Source organism: Thalassospira sp. ABD4_177, assembly GCF_056160125.1.
Map to the genome: position 1 here is coordinate 2,452,407 of NZ_JBSWWO010000001.1, position 16,046 is coordinate 2,468,452.

15 protein-coding genes are annotated in these 16,046 nt (G+C 54.9%); 13 read left to right on the forward strand and 2 right to left on the reverse strand.

Features of this window, described 5'->3' with window-relative positions; all coding sequences use genetic code 11:
• Nucleotides 1-114: 114 nt before the first annotated feature.
• A complete protein-coding gene (locus ACXAF0_RS11245; RefSeq protein ID WP_475345939.1) occupies nucleotides 115-360 on the reverse strand; it encodes a hypothetical protein in 246 nt (81 codons plus the stop codon).
• A gap of 90 nt (nucleotides 361-450) precedes the next feature.
• Between ACXAF0_RS11245 and cutA the strand changes: the two genes are divergently transcribed.
• Nucleotides 451-807, forward strand: coding sequence for a divalent-cation tolerance protein CutA (gene cutA, locus ACXAF0_RS11250; RefSeq protein ID WP_475345940.1), 357 nt, complete (start codon nucleotides 451-453; stop codon nucleotides 805-807).
• A gap of 63 nt (nucleotides 808-870) precedes the next feature.
• Complete coding sequence (locus ACXAF0_RS11255; protein WP_475345941.1) at nucleotides 871-1,434, forward strand: septation protein A; 564 nt, start codon at nucleotides 871-873, stop codon at nucleotides 1,432-1,434.
• Nucleotides 1,435-1,520: 86 nt separating this feature from the next.
• Here the strand turns inward: ACXAF0_RS11255 and ACXAF0_RS11260 are convergent, their stop codons facing one another.
• Nucleotides 1,521-2,720, reverse strand: a complete 1,200-nt coding sequence (locus tag ACXAF0_RS11260; protein ID WP_475345942.1) for a bifunctional 2-C-methyl-D-erythritol 4-phosphate cytidylyltransferase/2-C-methyl-D-erythritol 2,4-cyclodiphosphate synthase — start codon at nucleotides 2,718-2,720, stop codon at nucleotides 1,521-1,523.
• Between the two features lie 110 nt (nucleotides 2,721-2,830).
• Between ACXAF0_RS11260 and ACXAF0_RS11265 the strand changes: the two genes are divergently transcribed.
• From ACXAF0_RS11265 to ACXAF0_RS11315, 11 genes are all read left to right on the forward strand, one after another.
• A complete protein-coding gene (locus ACXAF0_RS11265; RefSeq protein WP_475345943.1) occupies nucleotides 2,831-3,649 on the forward strand; it encodes a cytochrome C assembly family protein in 819 nt (272 codons plus the stop codon).
• A gap of 260 nt (nucleotides 3,650-3,909) precedes the next feature.
• Entirely contained in the window at nucleotides 3,910-4,920 is a 1,011-nt protein-coding gene (gene dusB, locus ACXAF0_RS11270) for a tRNA dihydrouridine synthase DusB (protein ID WP_475345944.1), read from the forward strand.
• Nucleotides 4,921-4,977: 57 nt separating this feature from the next.
• The gene (locus ACXAF0_RS11275; protein ID WP_475345945.1) at nucleotides 4,978-6,123 is read left to right on the forward strand and encodes a two-component system sensor histidine kinase NtrB; all 1,146 of its coding nucleotides are present in this window, start codon (nucleotides 4,978-4,980) and stop codon (nucleotides 6,121-6,123) included.
• Nucleotides 6,120-7,568, forward strand: coding sequence for a nitrogen regulation protein NR(I) (gene ntrC / locus ACXAF0_RS11280; RefSeq protein ID WP_475345946.1), 1,449 nt, complete (start codon nucleotides 6,120-6,122; stop codon nucleotides 7,566-7,568). Before ACXAF0_RS11275 ends, ntrC begins: the two co-directional genes overlap by 4 nt.
• The gene (locus ACXAF0_RS11285) at nucleotides 7,565-9,841 is read left to right on the forward strand and encodes a sensor histidine kinase NtrY-like (RefSeq protein WP_475345947.1); all 2,277 of its coding nucleotides are present in this window, start codon (nucleotides 7,565-7,567) and stop codon (nucleotides 9,839-9,841) included. Before ntrC ends, ACXAF0_RS11285 begins: the two co-directional genes overlap by 4 nt.
• 47 nt (nucleotides 9,842-9,888) lie before the next feature.
• Complete coding sequence (ntrX, locus tag ACXAF0_RS11290) at nucleotides 9,889-11,268, forward strand: nitrogen assimilation response regulator NtrX (protein WP_475345948.1); 1,380 nt, start codon at nucleotides 9,889-9,891, stop codon at nucleotides 11,266-11,268.
• A gap of 42 nt (nucleotides 11,269-11,310) precedes the next feature.
• A complete protein-coding gene (gene trkA / locus ACXAF0_RS11295) occupies nucleotides 11,311-12,690 on the forward strand; it encodes a Trk system potassium transporter TrkA (protein WP_475345949.1) in 1,380 nt (459 codons plus the stop codon).
• Nucleotides 12,691-12,753: 63 nt separating this feature from the next.
• Complete coding sequence (locus ACXAF0_RS11300) at nucleotides 12,754-13,440, forward strand: HAD family hydrolase (protein WP_475345950.1); 687 nt, start codon at nucleotides 12,754-12,756, stop codon at nucleotides 13,438-13,440.
• Nucleotides 13,441-13,562: 122 nt separating this feature from the next.
• A complete protein-coding gene (gene hfq / locus ACXAF0_RS11305) occupies nucleotides 13,563-13,820 on the forward strand; it encodes an RNA chaperone Hfq (RefSeq protein WP_008891082.1) in 258 nt (85 codons plus the stop codon).
• A 7-nt stretch (nucleotides 13,821-13,827) separates the two neighbouring features.
• A complete protein-coding gene (gene hflX, locus ACXAF0_RS11310; protein ID WP_475346240.1) occupies nucleotides 13,828-15,159 on the forward strand; it encodes a GTPase HflX in 1,332 nt (443 codons plus the stop codon).
• A 14-nt stretch (nucleotides 15,160-15,173) separates the two neighbouring features.
• Nucleotides 15,174-16,001: an inositol monophosphatase family protein gene (locus ACXAF0_RS11315; RefSeq protein ID WP_475345951.1), complete on the forward strand. Its 828-nt coding sequence runs from the start codon at nucleotides 15,174-15,176 to the stop codon at nucleotides 15,999-16,001.
• Nucleotides 16,002-16,046 lie beyond the last annotated feature (45 nt).

The following is a 16,046-nucleotide window of genomic DNA, read 5'->3' on the forward strand; positions in this document are numbered from 1 at the left end:
TACCCATCTGTCATGCACAGGAAGTTAAGTCTGATACCGTTGAGCGGTGCTTTTGGATCAGAAAGTCAGTGAACCTAGTGGGATTGGTTGGGGTAATCTCAAGCTTAACCGGTGTCAGATGCCGGCACTTGCGACGCGGCGTCCTTCGTCGGTCAATTTGCAGATCAACCAGTCCGGTTTGACCGGGTTTTCGAACCACGGGGCCGCCCAGCCATGGTCAATGCAGCTCCGAACCGTTTTTTCGTTGATCTGTTTGCCGTTTCCGTCAAATAACGGCAGCTTGCCGCCCGGCTGGCTTAGGCCGCGACGTAGCCATTCAAGCTGTACTTCTGTGGGTTTCGAATGTTTTTTCCCCGCCATCGGTACTCCCCGCACCGTTATGATATGATTGGTGATACAAACATCAGATGTTGGTCAGTGTGACGGATAATCAACCAAGGAGCAATCGCAATGACGCCAGAAGAGTTTCAGCCAAGCGAGATGTCATTTCTGTATGTGACGGTTCCGGATATGGAAATCGCACGCGTGATTGCCGGTGGTGCGATCCGCGAGAAACTCGCAGCCTGTGCAAATGTGTTGCCCCAAATGACCGCTATTTATGAGTGGGACGGGGATGTAGAAGAAGAAACCGAGATTGTTGTTCTTCTGAAAACATCGAAAACAACCGCCATCGAACTGGCGCAATGGGTGGAAGATCACCATCCTTATGAAGTTCCCTGCATCCTGGAGCTGCCATTGGGGCGGGGAAATCATGATTATGTGTCGTGGCTTCAAAGCCAGCTGGGATCAAGATCACGGCTGATGTGATTGCATCTGTGGGCCATGGCCCCTAGGATGGCGCAAATTTTAGTCCTTGGATGATACGAGTTAATGAATCAGCTTACCAAAATGGCCCTCGAAATGGGGCCGTTGATCCTGTTTTTCGCAGTCAACGCCACGACCAATCTGATGACGGCGACGGCGGTGTTCGTGGCCGCCACCGTTGTTGCCCTTGCCACGTCCTATGCGTTGGCGCGGACCATTCCGGTCATGCCCCTGATCGGCGGGGTTTTCGTCATCGTGTTTGGTGGTTTGACGCTGTATCTTGATGATGAACTGTTCATCAAGATCAAGCCGACCATTGTTAACCTGCTGTTTGCCGGCATCCTGTTTGGCGGTCTGGCTGCTGGTAAGCTGTTTCTGAAGCTTGTTCTCGAAAGCGCATTCAAGGCAACCGATGAGGGTTGGCGGATCCTGACCTGGCGTTGGGCGTTCTTCTTTGTGTTTCTGGCCGTGGTCAATGAACTTGTCTGGCGCAATTTCTCGACCGATACTTGGGTGGCCTTCAAGGTCTGGGGTATCATGCCGATCACCATGGTGTTTGGCATGGCGCAGGTACCGGTTCTGATGAAGCATCAGTTGCCAGAAGAAGAGGGCAGCGAAACGGCGTCTTAGGGCTTCTGGTCTGCGTACGTACCGCTGACATGCAAAAGGGCAGGATTTCGATCCTGCCCTTTGTTCGTTTGCAGTAGGATTAGTGATTAGCTGATCGGCAGGGCAACACTGACCGCGGCCTGAGCCGCAATGCCTTCTTCACGCCCGGTAAAGCCAAGCCGCTCGGTGGTGGTGGCTTTGACATTCACCCGATCAACATCAATCTCGAGGATTTCAGCGACCTTTTCACGCATTGCTGGCGTGTGAGGGCCAATCTTCGGGCGTTCGCAAATCAGCGTTACATCGACATTCACAATCCGTCCGCCGCGTTTGCGCACAAGGTCGGCTGCATGTTTAAGGAAAATATCGGATGCGGCACCTTTCCACTGCATGTCGCTTGGCGGGAAGTGCTGGCCAATGTCACCAGCACCAATCGCGCCCAGTATGGCGTCGGTCAGCGTGTGGAGGCCGACATCGGCATCGGAATGGCCTTCAAGCCGTGCGGTGTGCGGTACTTTGACCCCGCACAGGATGCAATGGTCGCCCGGGGCGAAGCGGTGAACATCAAATCCGGTGCCAGCCCGGTATTCTTCTTGCGACATGTGCGCTGTTTCCTTGTTATTCGTATCCGCCCAGCTTTGCGCGCGGCCAAAATCATCACGATGGGTGATCTTGTCATTGTTGGTGGTGCCGGCCACACAGATTACATCAAGACCGATGGCTTCAAGCAGGGCGGCATCATCGGTAAACTCCTGACCCTCGAATTTCTGATGCGCATCAAGAATGGTTTTGAAATCAAACCCTTGCGGCGTTTGAGCCCGTTGAAGGCTTTCACGCGGAATGGTTCGGTGGATAATGCCATTGCTGTCTGTCTGCTTGATGGTATCCGCCACGGGCAGGGTGGGGATCGCACCAGATTGCGTTTCAAGGGCTGCCATGACCCGTTCAATCACATCATCGGAAATACCCGGGCGCGCGGCGTCATGGATCAGGACGCTGTTTGGCGCGCGTCCTGCCAGTGCACGCAAACCGTTCAGGACGGATTGTTGACGGGTCTCGCCACCCGCAAGCGGAGCCGGGAGCGATACGGTATCGCTCAAGGACGCGGTTGCGCTATCATACCAGTCCTGATGGGCCGGGTTATAGACCACCTGAATAAGGTTTGGGTCGGTGTGTCGTGCAAAACATTCGATACAATGCGCCAGAATGCTTTTGCCGCCAAGCATGTGATATTGTTTTGGTATTGGGTCGCCAAATCTGCTACCGCTGCCGGCAGCAACGATGACAACGCCTGTTTTTTGGGTCATAAACGTAATGCCATGGCTTGTCTGAACTGCGCCGCAGGCTATCTTTCTGCGGAGGTTTTGCCAAGTCGGCAAATGCAATATCGGGATCGTTTACGGTTCTGAAGATCAAGATGGGTTCCAAGATGCTTGCTGCATATATCCATATCCTTGCGCTGCTGCCCCTGACCGCGCAGATCATGCGTGCCGAACCACGTCGTGACGTGTGGCTATATGCATCGATTTGTCTGGCAGCACTCGGCACGATGGTATTGCTTGGTGTTACCGGCGAGGAAGTCCAGTCACGCGGTTTTGCGGCCGCTTTGCATTGGTCGGAACTGACCGTCATCATGATCTTTGGCGGGTTGGTGATCTGCAAGGGCCCACATCAGGTCTGGCGTCTGGCCGGCTATATTGGCGGTTATCTGCTTTTGTTTGCCGTTCTTGCCGCGATCTTCCGGCTGTTTGGCAATAGTGATCCGGAAGTGGTCAATGGTCCGGCACTCTATTCCGGTTGGCTGTGGGCGCATATCGGCAGTTCGTTGATCACCTATGCGCTGGTGACGTTGGCCGCGATTGCTGCGATGGCCTATGTGGTGCAGGAATACGCCCTTAAAAAGCGCAAGCCAACCCGTTGGAGCCGCCGCTTGCCGCCATTGCGCGACAGTGAATACATGCTGGTCGGCTTTTTGAAATGGTCGGCCTGGGTGTTGATTATCGGGATCATATCAGGCTTTGCATTGCGCTACGTCGAAGGCCAAAGCCTTTGGGAAATTGACCACAAGATGCTCCTGACTCTGCTGGGATTTGCCACCATCTGTATCCTGATCTTTATCCACGAACGATCAACCCTGCGTGGGCGCATGGCTGTGCGGTTTGTTCTGGGCGCCTGGTTGCTGCTGACCCTGGCATTTCCGGGCGTTCGGCTGGTGACCGGCTTTATCATCGGCTAGCCAGAAAATCGGTGCTACACACAGCTGTTGCCCAATTTTTACGATGATTTTGATGCCTTATGCATAATTGCTAGTCATTCACCCGGGCGTCTTACCCTTTGCCACGCACGACGCGGGGGCGGGGGATTTGAATTTTCCACGGTTTTTCTTTGAATTATCAGGTTTGACGTCACGATATTTGCGTTGATGCGCCGAGAGTTGTTGCATGTCGTGGCCAGTTTTATTAATCTGCCCAAGTTTTAGGCAATTGGAAATCCTTCATGTCATTGCAGATCGGTTCTGTGCATGTGCCAGAGAATGTTGTGCTGGCACCGATGTCAGGTGTGACTGACCTTCCGTTTCGGCAACAGGTCCGCCATTTTGGTGGGCATCTTGTTGTGTCCGAAATGATTGCGTCAGACGCCATGACCCGCATCCAGCGGCATGAAAAGGAAGTCCGGAAAATGAACGGCGATTGCGCTGCCGAAAGCCCGCTTTCGGTTCAGCTTGCCGGTACCGAGCCCGAAGAAATGGCCGAGGCCGCCAAGATGAACGAGGCCCGCGGTGCCATGATCATCGATATCAATATGGGCTGCCCGGCCAAAAAGGTCACCAAGGGCTATGCCGGATCAGCGCTGATGCGCGATGAAAAGCTGGCAGCAGACATCATCAAGGCGACCGTTGATGCGGTATCTGTTCCGGTGACGCTTAAGATGCGTCTGGGCTGGGATGATGATAACCGCAATGCCCCGACACTGGCCCGTATTGCCGAGGACCTTGGGATTGCGATGCTGACCATTCATGGGCGCACGCGCTGCCAGTTCTACAAAGGCGAAGCCGATTGGGATGCGATTGCGTTGGTCAAGGACGCGGTTTCTATTCCGGTTCTGGGCAATGGCGATGTGAACAGTGAAGAATGCGCCAGGGAACTTCTGGACCGATCCGGTGCCGATGGCGTGATGATCGGCCGTGGTGCGCAGGGGCGCCCGTGGTTCCTTGCGCAGGTTTCGCATTATCTCAAAACCGGTCAAAAGCTTGCGGCGCCAAATCTGGAAATTCAGCTTGAAACCATCCTGCGCCATTACGATGCGATGATTGATCATCATGGCCGTCAGGGTGTGCGCATCGCGCGCAAGCATCTGGCATGGTATTGCAACAGCTTGCGCAATGCGACGGAATTTCGACGCGTTGTCAACGTGTTGGACGACCCGCGCGAAGTTAAAAATCAAATTCGGTCATTCTACGATCCGTTGATCGAAGCCGAAATCAAACTGGATCAGGAAGCAGCCTGATCGCTTCATAACAATAATATGGCGACCGTCAAAAATGCGTCGTCGGGGAAGATATGCATGAGACTGGGATTTGGAAAAGGCAATGGGGTTGATCCCACCGGCGTTCTGAACGCCATTGCCAGCGCTGTTGTCGTCGCCAATCGGGATGGCAAGATCAAGTTCGTCAATCAGGCGACAGAGCAGCTGTTTAACACAAGCTCGAGCGTGTTGTGCCGCAGTGACCTGACGGACTTCATCCCGGCAGACAGCCCGGTTTTCTCGCTGATCAAACAAGCGATCGACGAAGCAACACTGGTTGCCGACCACAATCTTCTGATCGAAAGCCCCAAGATCGGCAAGCATACGGTCAACCTGACCGTGGGGTCCATGCCCGATGACAGTGATTGTGCGGTACTGACATTCGAGCCGCGATCAATCGCGCAAAAGATAGATAACCAGTTGCTCAGCCGAAATTCGGCACGGTCCGTCAGTGCAATGGCAGCTATTCTGGCCCACGAGATCAAGAACCCGTTGTCGGGCATTCGCGGGGCGGCGCAGTTGCTTGAACAAACCAGCAATGAAGATGACCGCGTTTTGACGCGTCTGATCTGTGATGAGGCCGACCGGATTGTCGAGCTTGTTGACCGCATGGAGATCTTCTCCGACAAGCCGCTTGAGCGTGGGGCCGTCAATATCCATACAGTTCTTGAGCATGTCCGTCGTCTGGCGGAAAACGGGTTTGGCAAGAACCTGACATTCGAGGAAATCTATGATCCGTCCTTGCCGCCTGTATTTGGCAACCGCGATCAGCTTGTTCAGGTGTTCTTGAACCTGATCAAGAATGCTGGCGAGGCCGTCGATCCCAAGGATGGCAAAATCACCATTTCGACGCGCTATCAACATGGCATCCGCTTGGCGGTTGCTGGCGGTGACGCACGCGTTCACCTGCCGTTGGTGGTGTCGGTACGTGACAATGGACCGGGCATTCCGCAAGACATGCGTGAAAGCCTGTTCGATCCGTTCGTTACAACGAAGCCGACCGGTTCGGGGCTTGGCCTTGCGCTGGTGGCGAAAATTATCAATGACCATGGCGGTGTGATTGAAGTCAAAGATGTGCCCGGGGGAGGTGCAGAGTTTCAAATCATGTTGCCGATATACAATCGGGCTCTGGCCGAAGGGGCATCTGACCCGGTCATAATCAAAAACAGGGAAGAAACCGCATGAGTACCAGCCCTGCGAGAATTCTGGTCGCCGACGATGATCGGGCCATTCGCACTGTCCTGACCCAGGCATTGTCACGTCAGGGACATGAAGTCCGCAGCACCGGCCATGGCCGCACGCTGTGGGACTGGATTGCCGATGGGGACGGCGATCTTGTGATTACCGACGTCATGATGCCTGACGAGAACGGGCTGGATATGGTGCCGCGCATTCGCAAGCTGCGCCCGGACCTGCGCGTGATTGTCATGAGTGCCCAGAATACCCTGATGACCGCTGTAAAAGCAGCTCAGCGCGGTGCGTTCGAATATCTTCCAAAACCCTTTGACCTCAATGAGTTGATGGGCATTGTTGACCGTGCGCTTGAAACCCCGCAGGAAAGCGAAATGGGCGAGGAAGAAGACGAAGAGGGTGATGATCGCCTGCCGTTGATCGGGCGCTCGCCGGCCATGCAGGAAATCTATCGGGCGCTGGCGCGCCTGATGAATACCGATCTGACCGTAATGGTCACCGGTGAAAGTGGAACCGGCAAGGAACTTGTTGCGCGCGCACTGCACGAATATGGCGGGCGTCGTCATGGACCGTTCGTTGCCATCAACATGGCCGCGATCCCGCGTGAGTTGATCGAAAGCGAGCTGTTTGGTCACGAAAAGGGCGCCTTTACCGGTGCGAACGAGCGCAAGGTGGGCCGGTTCGAGCAGGCCGAGGGCGGCACGCTGTTCCTTGATGAAATCGGTGATATGCCGCTTGAGGCGCAGACGCGCTTGCTGCGTGTTTTGCAGGAAGGCGAGTATACCCGTGTCGGCGGCCGTACGCCGATCCGCGTCAATGTTCGTATTGTCGCCGCCACCCACCGTGATTTGCGCAAGCTGATCCGCGAAGGCACGTTCCGTGAAGACTTGTTCTATCGCCTCAATGTCGTGCCGATCCGTTTGCCGTCGCTTCGTGAACGTCTTGAAGACATTCCAGAACTGGTCAATCACTTCCTGATGCAGGCAAGTGAAGAGGGCCTACCGCGCAAGACCTTGTCCAATGAAGCGATGGCACGTTTGAAAGCGCATCGTTGGCCGGGCAACATCCGCGAACTCGAAAACATGGTGCGGCGTCTGACGGCCCTGTACTCGCACGATGTGATCGGTGTGGATGTTATCGAAACCGAGTTTTCCGAGAACAATGTCAGCGAAGCAGCCCCAAGTGCCGAGCCACAGTCGCTTTCGGAATCCATCGAACGCCATGTGCGTGAGTATTTCGATGCCCATGATGATGATCTGCCGGCCAACGGGCTTTATGATCGCATACTGCGTGAAATGGAACGTCCGCTTTTGAATGTGACGCTTGAAGCAACGCGCGGCAATCAGGTCAAGGCGGCAGAGGTTCTAGGTCTTAACCGCAATACGTTGCGCAAAAAAATCCGTGATCTTGGACTGGAAGTCGTCAGGGGCACGAAATGAACAATACCGACCGTTCGATCTCCAACCGGTTCCTGCGGTCGGGCTTTGTACGGTTTCTGGGGCGGCTGGGCCAGTCACGGCGCTTTGCGTTCAGTGTGGTTACAGCGGCCCTGATTTCGGTCACGGCGACCTATCTGGCCATGACGGGGACGGCGCCATTCCGTCCTGACCCACGGCTTATTCTGCTGTTACTCAACATCGATCTGGTGCTGGTATTGCTTCTGGCAACGCTGGTGGCGCGCAAGCTTGTTCAGATCTGGGTAGAACGTCGGCGCGGGGTGGCAGGGGCCAAGCTTCACACCCGAATGGTGTTGATGTTCTCGCTAGTCGCAGTGACACCAGCGATTGTCGTGGCGATTTTCTCCGCACTCTTTCTGCATTTCGGTATTCAGGGCTGGTTTAGCGACCGCATCCGTACCGCGGTTGAAGAAAGCATGGTGATTGCGGATGCCTATTTGCGCGAACACCAGGAACTGATCCGCGCCGATGCCCTGGCGACCACCAGCGACTTGCAGCGCTTTGGTGTCAATTTCTCAACCAATCCGGATCGCATTTCCAGCATTCTGACCGATCAGGCGCTGGCGCGTGGTTTGCCGGAAGTCATGATGGTTGACGGGGCGGGCAGGATCATCGCCCAGTCAGAATACAGTTTTTCCTATGACGCAAATCAGACGTCTGTTCCCGAAGAAGTGTTTGACGAAGCACGTCAGAAAGATGTGGTTTTGATGGTGGGCGCAAGTGACAACCGCATCCGCGCCATCGCCAAGATCCCAAGCCTCATTGATGCCTTCCTGCTGGTTGGGCGCTTTGTCGACCCGAATGTGCTGGATCGTATCGACAAGGCGCGCCGCGCCGTTGATGCCTATGAAAGCCTGGAAGGTGAACGATCCGGGATCGTGATCACCTTTGTCATGATCTTCGTTCTGATTTCGGTTGTGCTTTTGCTCGCCGCAGTCACGCTTGGCTTGATGGTGGCAACCCGTCTGGTGCAGCCGGTCTCACAACTGATTACCGGTGCAGAGCGTGTCCGTGACGGGGATTTGTCCTTCCGGGTGCCGCTTGACGGGCAGGGCGATGAGCTTGAAGCGCTGAGCCGGGCATTTAACCGCATGACCGCGCAGCTTGAAACCCAGCGCAATGAACTGATTGCCGCCAACCGGTTAAATGATGAACGTCGCCGCTTTACAGAGGCGATCCTTGGTGGGGTGACCGCTGGTGTGATTGGTCTTGATCCGAACCGCAACATTGATCTGCCTAACCGCAGTGCGTCGGATTTGCTTGGTGTCGACCTTGAAGATTACCTGTCTCAGGAACTGACAGAAGTTATTCCGGAATTCCAGCCACTGTTTGATGACTTTGGCCGCGATGGCGAGCGCAGCAAACCCCGCCAGGTTGAAATTCGCCGCGATGGGGTCAGTCGCACCTTGATGTCACGGGTGACCGCCGAGTGGGCCGATGACGGGACGGTGTTTGGCTATGTGGTGACGTTTGACGATGTCACAGAGCTTCAGACCGCACAGCGCATGGCCGCCTGGGCGGACGTGGCACGGCGTATTGCCCATGAAATCAAGAACCCGCTGACCCCGATCCAGCTGTCTGCAGAGCGGCTTAAACGCCGATACCTCAAGCAGATCAATGATGATCAGGAAGTATTTACGACCTGTACCGATACCATCATTCGACAGGTTTCCGATATTGGACGGATGGTTGATGAGTTTTCCAGCTTTGCCCGCATGCCAACCCCGACGATGCGCCTGGAAAATATCGGTGAACTGGTGAAAAGTGCAGTGTTCCTGCAAAAGCAGGCGCATAGCGATATCAGCTATGATTTCGATCGCAGTGGCATCGAAGATCTGCAGATTTCCTGTGATGCCCATCAGGTCAATCAGTGTCTCACCAACACGCTTAAAAACGCGGCCGAGGCGATCGAAGGCCGCGAAAAGCCCGAAGACGGCGATCTGCCAAAAGGCCGGATCGAGATTTCGGTCGCGACATCGCCCGATAATCAACGTGTTTTCGTCGCTGTATCGGACAACGGAAAAGGGCTTCCTGCCGAACACCGCGAACGATTGACCGAGCCGTATGTCACCACGCGATCCAAGGGAACCGGGCTTGGCTTGGCGATTGTAAAGAAAATCATGGAAGACCATGGCGGAGAGCTTATACTCTCTGACGGCGTTGAAAGCGGAGCGACGATTACGCTATCTTTCCCGAAGGTTATTGAACCCGAAACCGATGGCGTTGCTTCGAACGCAAACTCCTCAGGCAATTGATTTAATTGTCAAAATCGTAACAAGAAAAAGATTGATTTGGTCACGACATGGCGCACGACATTCTTATTGTCGACGATGAAGAAGATATCCGGGCTCTGATTTCCGGCATCCTCGAAGACGAGGGCTATACAACCCGCCAGGCAGGATCAAGTCAGGGCGCTTTGTCCGAGGTTGCTGCCCGCCGGCCGAGCCTTGTGGTGCTTGATATCTGGATGGATGAAAGCGACCATGATGGCATCGAGACGCTCAAGCTGATCAAGCGTGAGCATAGCGAAGTCCCGGTGGTGATGATTTCCGGTCACGGTAATATCGAAACCGCGCTTGAAGCGTCGCGGATTGGGGCCTACGACTTCATTGAAAAGCCGTTCAATACCGATCGCCTGTTGATGGTGGTGGAGCGCGCGATTGATGATGCGCGTTTGCGCCGCGAGAACCGCGAGCTCACTCTTAAGGCAGGCGGCGATACCGAGCTTGTCGGCAAATCATCGGTCCTGAATAACCTGCGCCAATCGGCCGAACGGGTGGCGCGCACGGGAAGTCGCATTTTGATCCATGGTCCGGCAGGGTCGGGCAAGGAAGTTGTCGCCCGGCTTATTCATCAGAAATCTGCCCGTGCCGAAGCCCCGTTTGTGGTCCTGAATTGCGCAAATATTGCGCCGGATACCATGGAAGAGTCGCTTTTCGGTGCAATTGCGACGGCGGACCGCGAAGCGCGCACCGGCGTCCTTGAATTGGCTCATGGCGGGACCTTGTTGCTCGATGAAGTGGCGGACATGCCGCTTGAAACCCAGGGCAAGATTGTCCGGGTGTTGCAAGATCAGACGTTTGAACGTGTTGGCGGTTCCGTGCCGGTTAATGTGGATGTGCGTGTGATCGCAACGACTGCGCGTGATCTCGAACAGCGGATCGAAGAACAGAAATTTAGGCAGGATCTGTATTACCGCCTGAATGTGGTTCCGCTTGAGGTGCCATCGTTGCAGCAACGCCGTGATGACATTCCGGTTCTGGCGGAAATGTTCCTTGATCGCTATGCCGACGCAACGGGTCTTCCGAAAAGAAAGCTCTCGCCCGAGGCGATGGCAACCCTGCATGCCTATGACTGGCCGGGCAATGTGCGCCAATTGCGTAACGTGATCGAAAGACTGATGATCATGGCGCCCGGCGACGAAGACAAGGTCGATCTGATCAGCGGCAAGATGCTGCCATCCGAGCTGTTTTCTGACGTGCCGACATCGCTAAGTTTTGACAAGACCAGTGAAATCATGGCATTGCCGCTCCGCGAAGCACGTGAGATGTTTGAAAAAGAATATCTCCAGACACAGATTGATCGTTTTGGTGGAAACATCTCCAAAACGGCCAGCTTTGTCGGCATGGAACGTTCAGCATTGCACCGCAAGCTGAAAAGCCTTGGTGTGAACGGGCAATAAGCCCAAGATCACCACGGACTGTTGTGAACGGGAGAACTCGACATGAAGGTCATCATTTGCGGCGCCGGGCAGGTGGGCTTCCACATTGCCAAATATCTGTCTGCCGAAAACAATGATGTAACCGTGATCGACCAGTCCGAAGAACTGGTGCGCAAGATTTCCGATACGCTTGAGGTCAAGGGCATTATCGGGTTTGGCTCGCATCCGGACGTGCTGCAGCAGGCCGGCGCTGAAGAAGCCGACATGCTGATCGCCGTGACTTTTGCTGATGAAGTTAACATGACGGCCTGTCAGGTGGCGCATTCGCTGTTTAACGTGCCTACCAAGATCGCGCGTATCCGCAGCCAGACCTATCTGCAGCCGGAATGGGCCAGCCTGTTTGGTCGCGAAAAGCTGCCGATCGATGTGGTGATTTCCCCGGAGATGGAAGTTGCGCGTGCGGTTGCACGCCGCCTTCAGGCGCCCGGTGCGTTTGACATGATCCCGTTTGCCGATGACAAGGTCAAAATCCTTGGTATTCGCTGCAGCGATGATTGCCCGGTGATCAACACACCGCTACGTCAGCTTCATCAACTGTTCCCGGATCTCAATATCTCGATCCTTGGCATGATCCGTGGCGACAAGGCGGTCTATCCCAAGGGCGATGATCAGATGCTGGCGGGGGACCTTGTCTATCTGGCGGTATCGGGTGATCAGGTGGATCGCGCCATGTCGGCATTCGGCCATGAAGACCCGGAAGCCCGCCGGATCGTAATCTTTGGCGGCGGGAACATCGCGCTGTTCCTGGCTGAAGAAATCAACAAGAACTTCCCGGGTGTCACCACCCGACTGGTCGAAGCCGATCCGGAGCGCGCGCGTTTTGTTGCCCAAAAGTTGCCGAAGAAAAGCGTTGTTCTGCGTGGTGACGTTCTGGATCCGGAACTGCTGGAAGAAGCCAATGTCGGTAATGCCGAAGCAGTTGTGGCCCTGACCAATGATGATGAGACCAACATTCTGGCGTCTCTACTGGCCAAACGGTATGGCTGCCCACGTGCGCTGACCCTGATTAACAAAAGCACCTATAACTCGCTGGTGTCCGAACTGGGCGTGGATGTGGTGATCAGCCCGCGTATGACGACGGTGTCGACCATCCTGCATCATGTACGCCGTGGGCGTATCCGGGCTGTACACAGCCTCTCAGAAGGCTTTGGCGAGGTTCTTGAGGCAGAAGCGCTTGAAACCGCACCAATCGTTGGCAAGGCGATCAAGGATATCTCGATGCCGGCCGGTGTGGTGTTTGGCGCTATTTTGCGCAATGGCGAAGTTGTGATGCCGCGCGCCGCAACCGTGATCGAGGCCAATGACCGGATTGTGGTATTTGCAGGGTCCGAGCAGATCAAAAAGGTTGAAAAGATGTTCGCTGTTCGTCTCGAATATTTCTGATCGGGCAGGCGGTTCTTTTAATCCTCACACAAAACAATACCCAGCCAGCCACCGGAAATTCAAATGTCTGACCAATTGCCCCATCCGCCTAAAGCCGTCATTTTTGACTGGGATAATACCCTTGTTGATAGCTGGGGCACCATTCAGGCTGCCCTTAACATGACGTTTGAGGAATTTGGGCTGGAACAATGGTCGCTTGATCAGACCAAGCAGCGGGTTGCGCGCTCCATGCGCGACAGTTTCCCCATCCTGTTTGGCGAAGATCGCTGGGAAGATGCCAAAGACAGCTTTTATGGTCATTTCCAGTCCATCCATCTTCAAACGTTGAAGCCGCTTGATGGGGCGCATGACCTTTTATGTGCGTTGCGTGATAACGGGACCTATATCGGTGTCGTGAGCAACAAGAATGGTGACTTCCTGCGCAAGGAAGCCGATCACCTTGAATGGACGCCGTTTTTTGGCAAGATCGTCGGGGCGACGGATGCGGCAAAGGATAAACCAGCAGCCGATCCGGTGCATATGGCGATGGGCGACTCTTCGGCATCGCAATATGAGAATCTGTGGTTTGTAGGCGACAGCGTGGTTGATATTCAGTGCGCGCGCAATGTCGGGGCGACGGCAATCCTGATTGGTGATGAAATTACCGGTCACGGCGACACGCAGAATTCTGCGACTCTTAGCCCTGATTGGCATTTCGCCGATTGCGAGGCGCTTGTAAGGGTTGTAAAAGGCTTCTCGAACGTCTTATAGTTCATGAAGGTCATTAAAAATGGGGCCGGAATCGTGACTGACCTGAAAAGTCGACGGTTCCACATTTTCCTTGGCCGCCCGAAACCAAAAAAACGCTCATAAAAGAAGGCTAGGTCTAACCAATGGCGGAAAAATCACAAAATGTTCAGGACGTCTTTCTGAACTATTGCCGTAAAAACAAAACGCCGGTTACCGTGTTTCTGGTCAACGGAGTCAAATTGCAGGGGATCATTACCTGGTTTGACAATTTCTCTGTTTTGCTGCGGCGCGATGCTCATACCCAGCTCGTGTACAAACACGCGATTTCGACGGTAATGCCGACGACCCCGATCAAGCTGTTTGATCCGAGCCAGCCTGCGACGGAAGAAGAAAATAGCTGACGAGTCTCTGACTTCGGGGGGCGGCGATACGCCGGAATCTCCCCGGGTCCTGGTTTTCCACCCTGAACTAAAACGCGCAGACCCAACCGGGACTTGGCGCGACGCTTCGTCGCGTCTGGAAGAAGCGATCAGTTTGACGGGTGCACTTGAATTTGAAGTGGTGGGCGCAGAAATCGTGCCCATCGCAAAGTTGCGTCCGTCCACCTTGTTTGGCAAGGGCGTGACCGAACGGCTTGGTTTGCAAATCAAGGCTGAAGAAGCCGACATTGTGATGATCAATGGCATTCTTACCCCGATCCAGCAACGTAACCTGGAACGGGAATGGAAATGCAAGGTCATTGATCGAACCGGTCTGATCCTTGAAATCTTTGCCGATCGCGCGCGAACCCGTGAAGGTCGTTTGCAGGTGCAGTTGGCATTGCTGAGCTATCAGCGATCCCGCCTTGTGCGCACCTGGACGCACCTTGAACGTCAGCGTGGTGGTCGTGGCTTCCTTGCCGGTCCTGGTGAACGTCAGATCGAGATCGACCGCCGTCTTATCGGTGACAAGCTGGCCAAGCTCCGTCGCGAGCTTGAGGAAGTCAAACGTACGCGTGAACTGCACCGCGAAGCGCGCCGTCGGGTGCCTTACCCGATTGTCGCGCTTGTCGGCTACACGAACGCCGGCAAATCGACGCTGTTTAACCAACTGACCTTGTCTGAGGTGTTTGCCGAGGACATGCTGTTTGCGACGCTGGACCCGACCATGCGCGGTCTGGTCCTGCCGAGCGGCCGCAAGGTTATTCTGTCTGACACTGTGGGCTTTGTTTCCGATCTCCCGCACGACCTTGTCGCGGCCTTCCGCGCAACCCTTGAGGAAGTGCTGGAAGCGGATCTGATTGTTCATGTGCGCGATGCGTCTTCGCCCGAAACCGAAGAACAGAAGCTTGATGTGCTCGAAGTTCTCAAGGAACTCGGGCTTCAGAAGGCAATTGACGGCGAAGAGCTGGTTGAGGCACTGAACAAGATCGATCAGCTTGAAGGCGAAGACTTGCAGGCGGTGTCTGAATATGCCGCACGCCATGACAACACCATTGCGATTTCGGCCGTCAAGGGCACGAATTGCGAGGCATTGCTTGATCTGATCGAAGATCGCCTGACCGAAGATATGCCGATCTTTGAACTTTGCGTGCCGTATGCGGACGGGAAGTCACTTGCGCGGCTTTATGAGCAGGGTGAGGTTCTCAAACGCAATGAGGGGCAGGACGGTATTTCAGTTCAGGTCCGGGTCGATGCAACCCGTGTCGGCCGGTTCGAAGATTGGTGTGCCAAGGCCGGGCTTGATATTCATCTGGTGTGATAGGGAGAAAGCGCGTGGCGATCAAAGTCGATATGGACAAGGTAACCGAGATCATTCGGGAAGTGTCGGCTGCTGAAATCGCCCCGCGTTTCGGCCAGCTTGATGATGCAGATATCGACACCAAGACCCATGCGATGGATCTTGTTACCATCGCCGATACCGAGGCAGAGCGTGTTCTGACCCGCCGTCTGACCGATCTTTTGCCCGGAAGTCGTGCGCTTGGCGAAGAAGCCGCCCATGAAGACCCGAGCCTTCAGGAACGCATTTTTGCCGCAGATGACCCGTTCTGGATCATTGATCCGGTCGATGGCACCAAGAATTTTGCCCATCACAGACAGCCGTTTCGCTGCATGGTTGGGCTTTATGCGGGCGGGGAAACTGTCGCAGCCTGGATTGTCGATCCGATTGAAGGGGCGGCAACTGTCGCCGAACTGGGATCAGGCACACGCTATCAGGATCAGCCGGTTTCGGTGCGATCCAACATTACCAAGGCGTCCGATGCCAAGGGCTTTCTGATTTCATATGCGCGTGATCGCATCCGCAAGCATTATGGTCATCTCGATTTCTTTGCCGATGTTGCGCATTATTCCTGCTGCGGGGCGGAGTATGAAGAAATGGCGCGCGGGGCATTTGATTTCTGTGCCTATCGCACACTCAAGCCCTGGGACCATGCACCGGGAACACTTCTGGTGCGCGAAGCAGGCGGTTATGCACGCTATATCACCGCAGATAAAGATAACGAATATAATGCCAATGCCACGGCGGCAGGGCTTCTCTGCGCGAGTTCCGAAGAACTCTGGGCCGAGATTAATGAAATCCTGATGCCGCTCTTTCCGGCGTAACGAGCGGTCGCAAGTCCGCAAGATTTGTCAAATCGACGCGTGCTA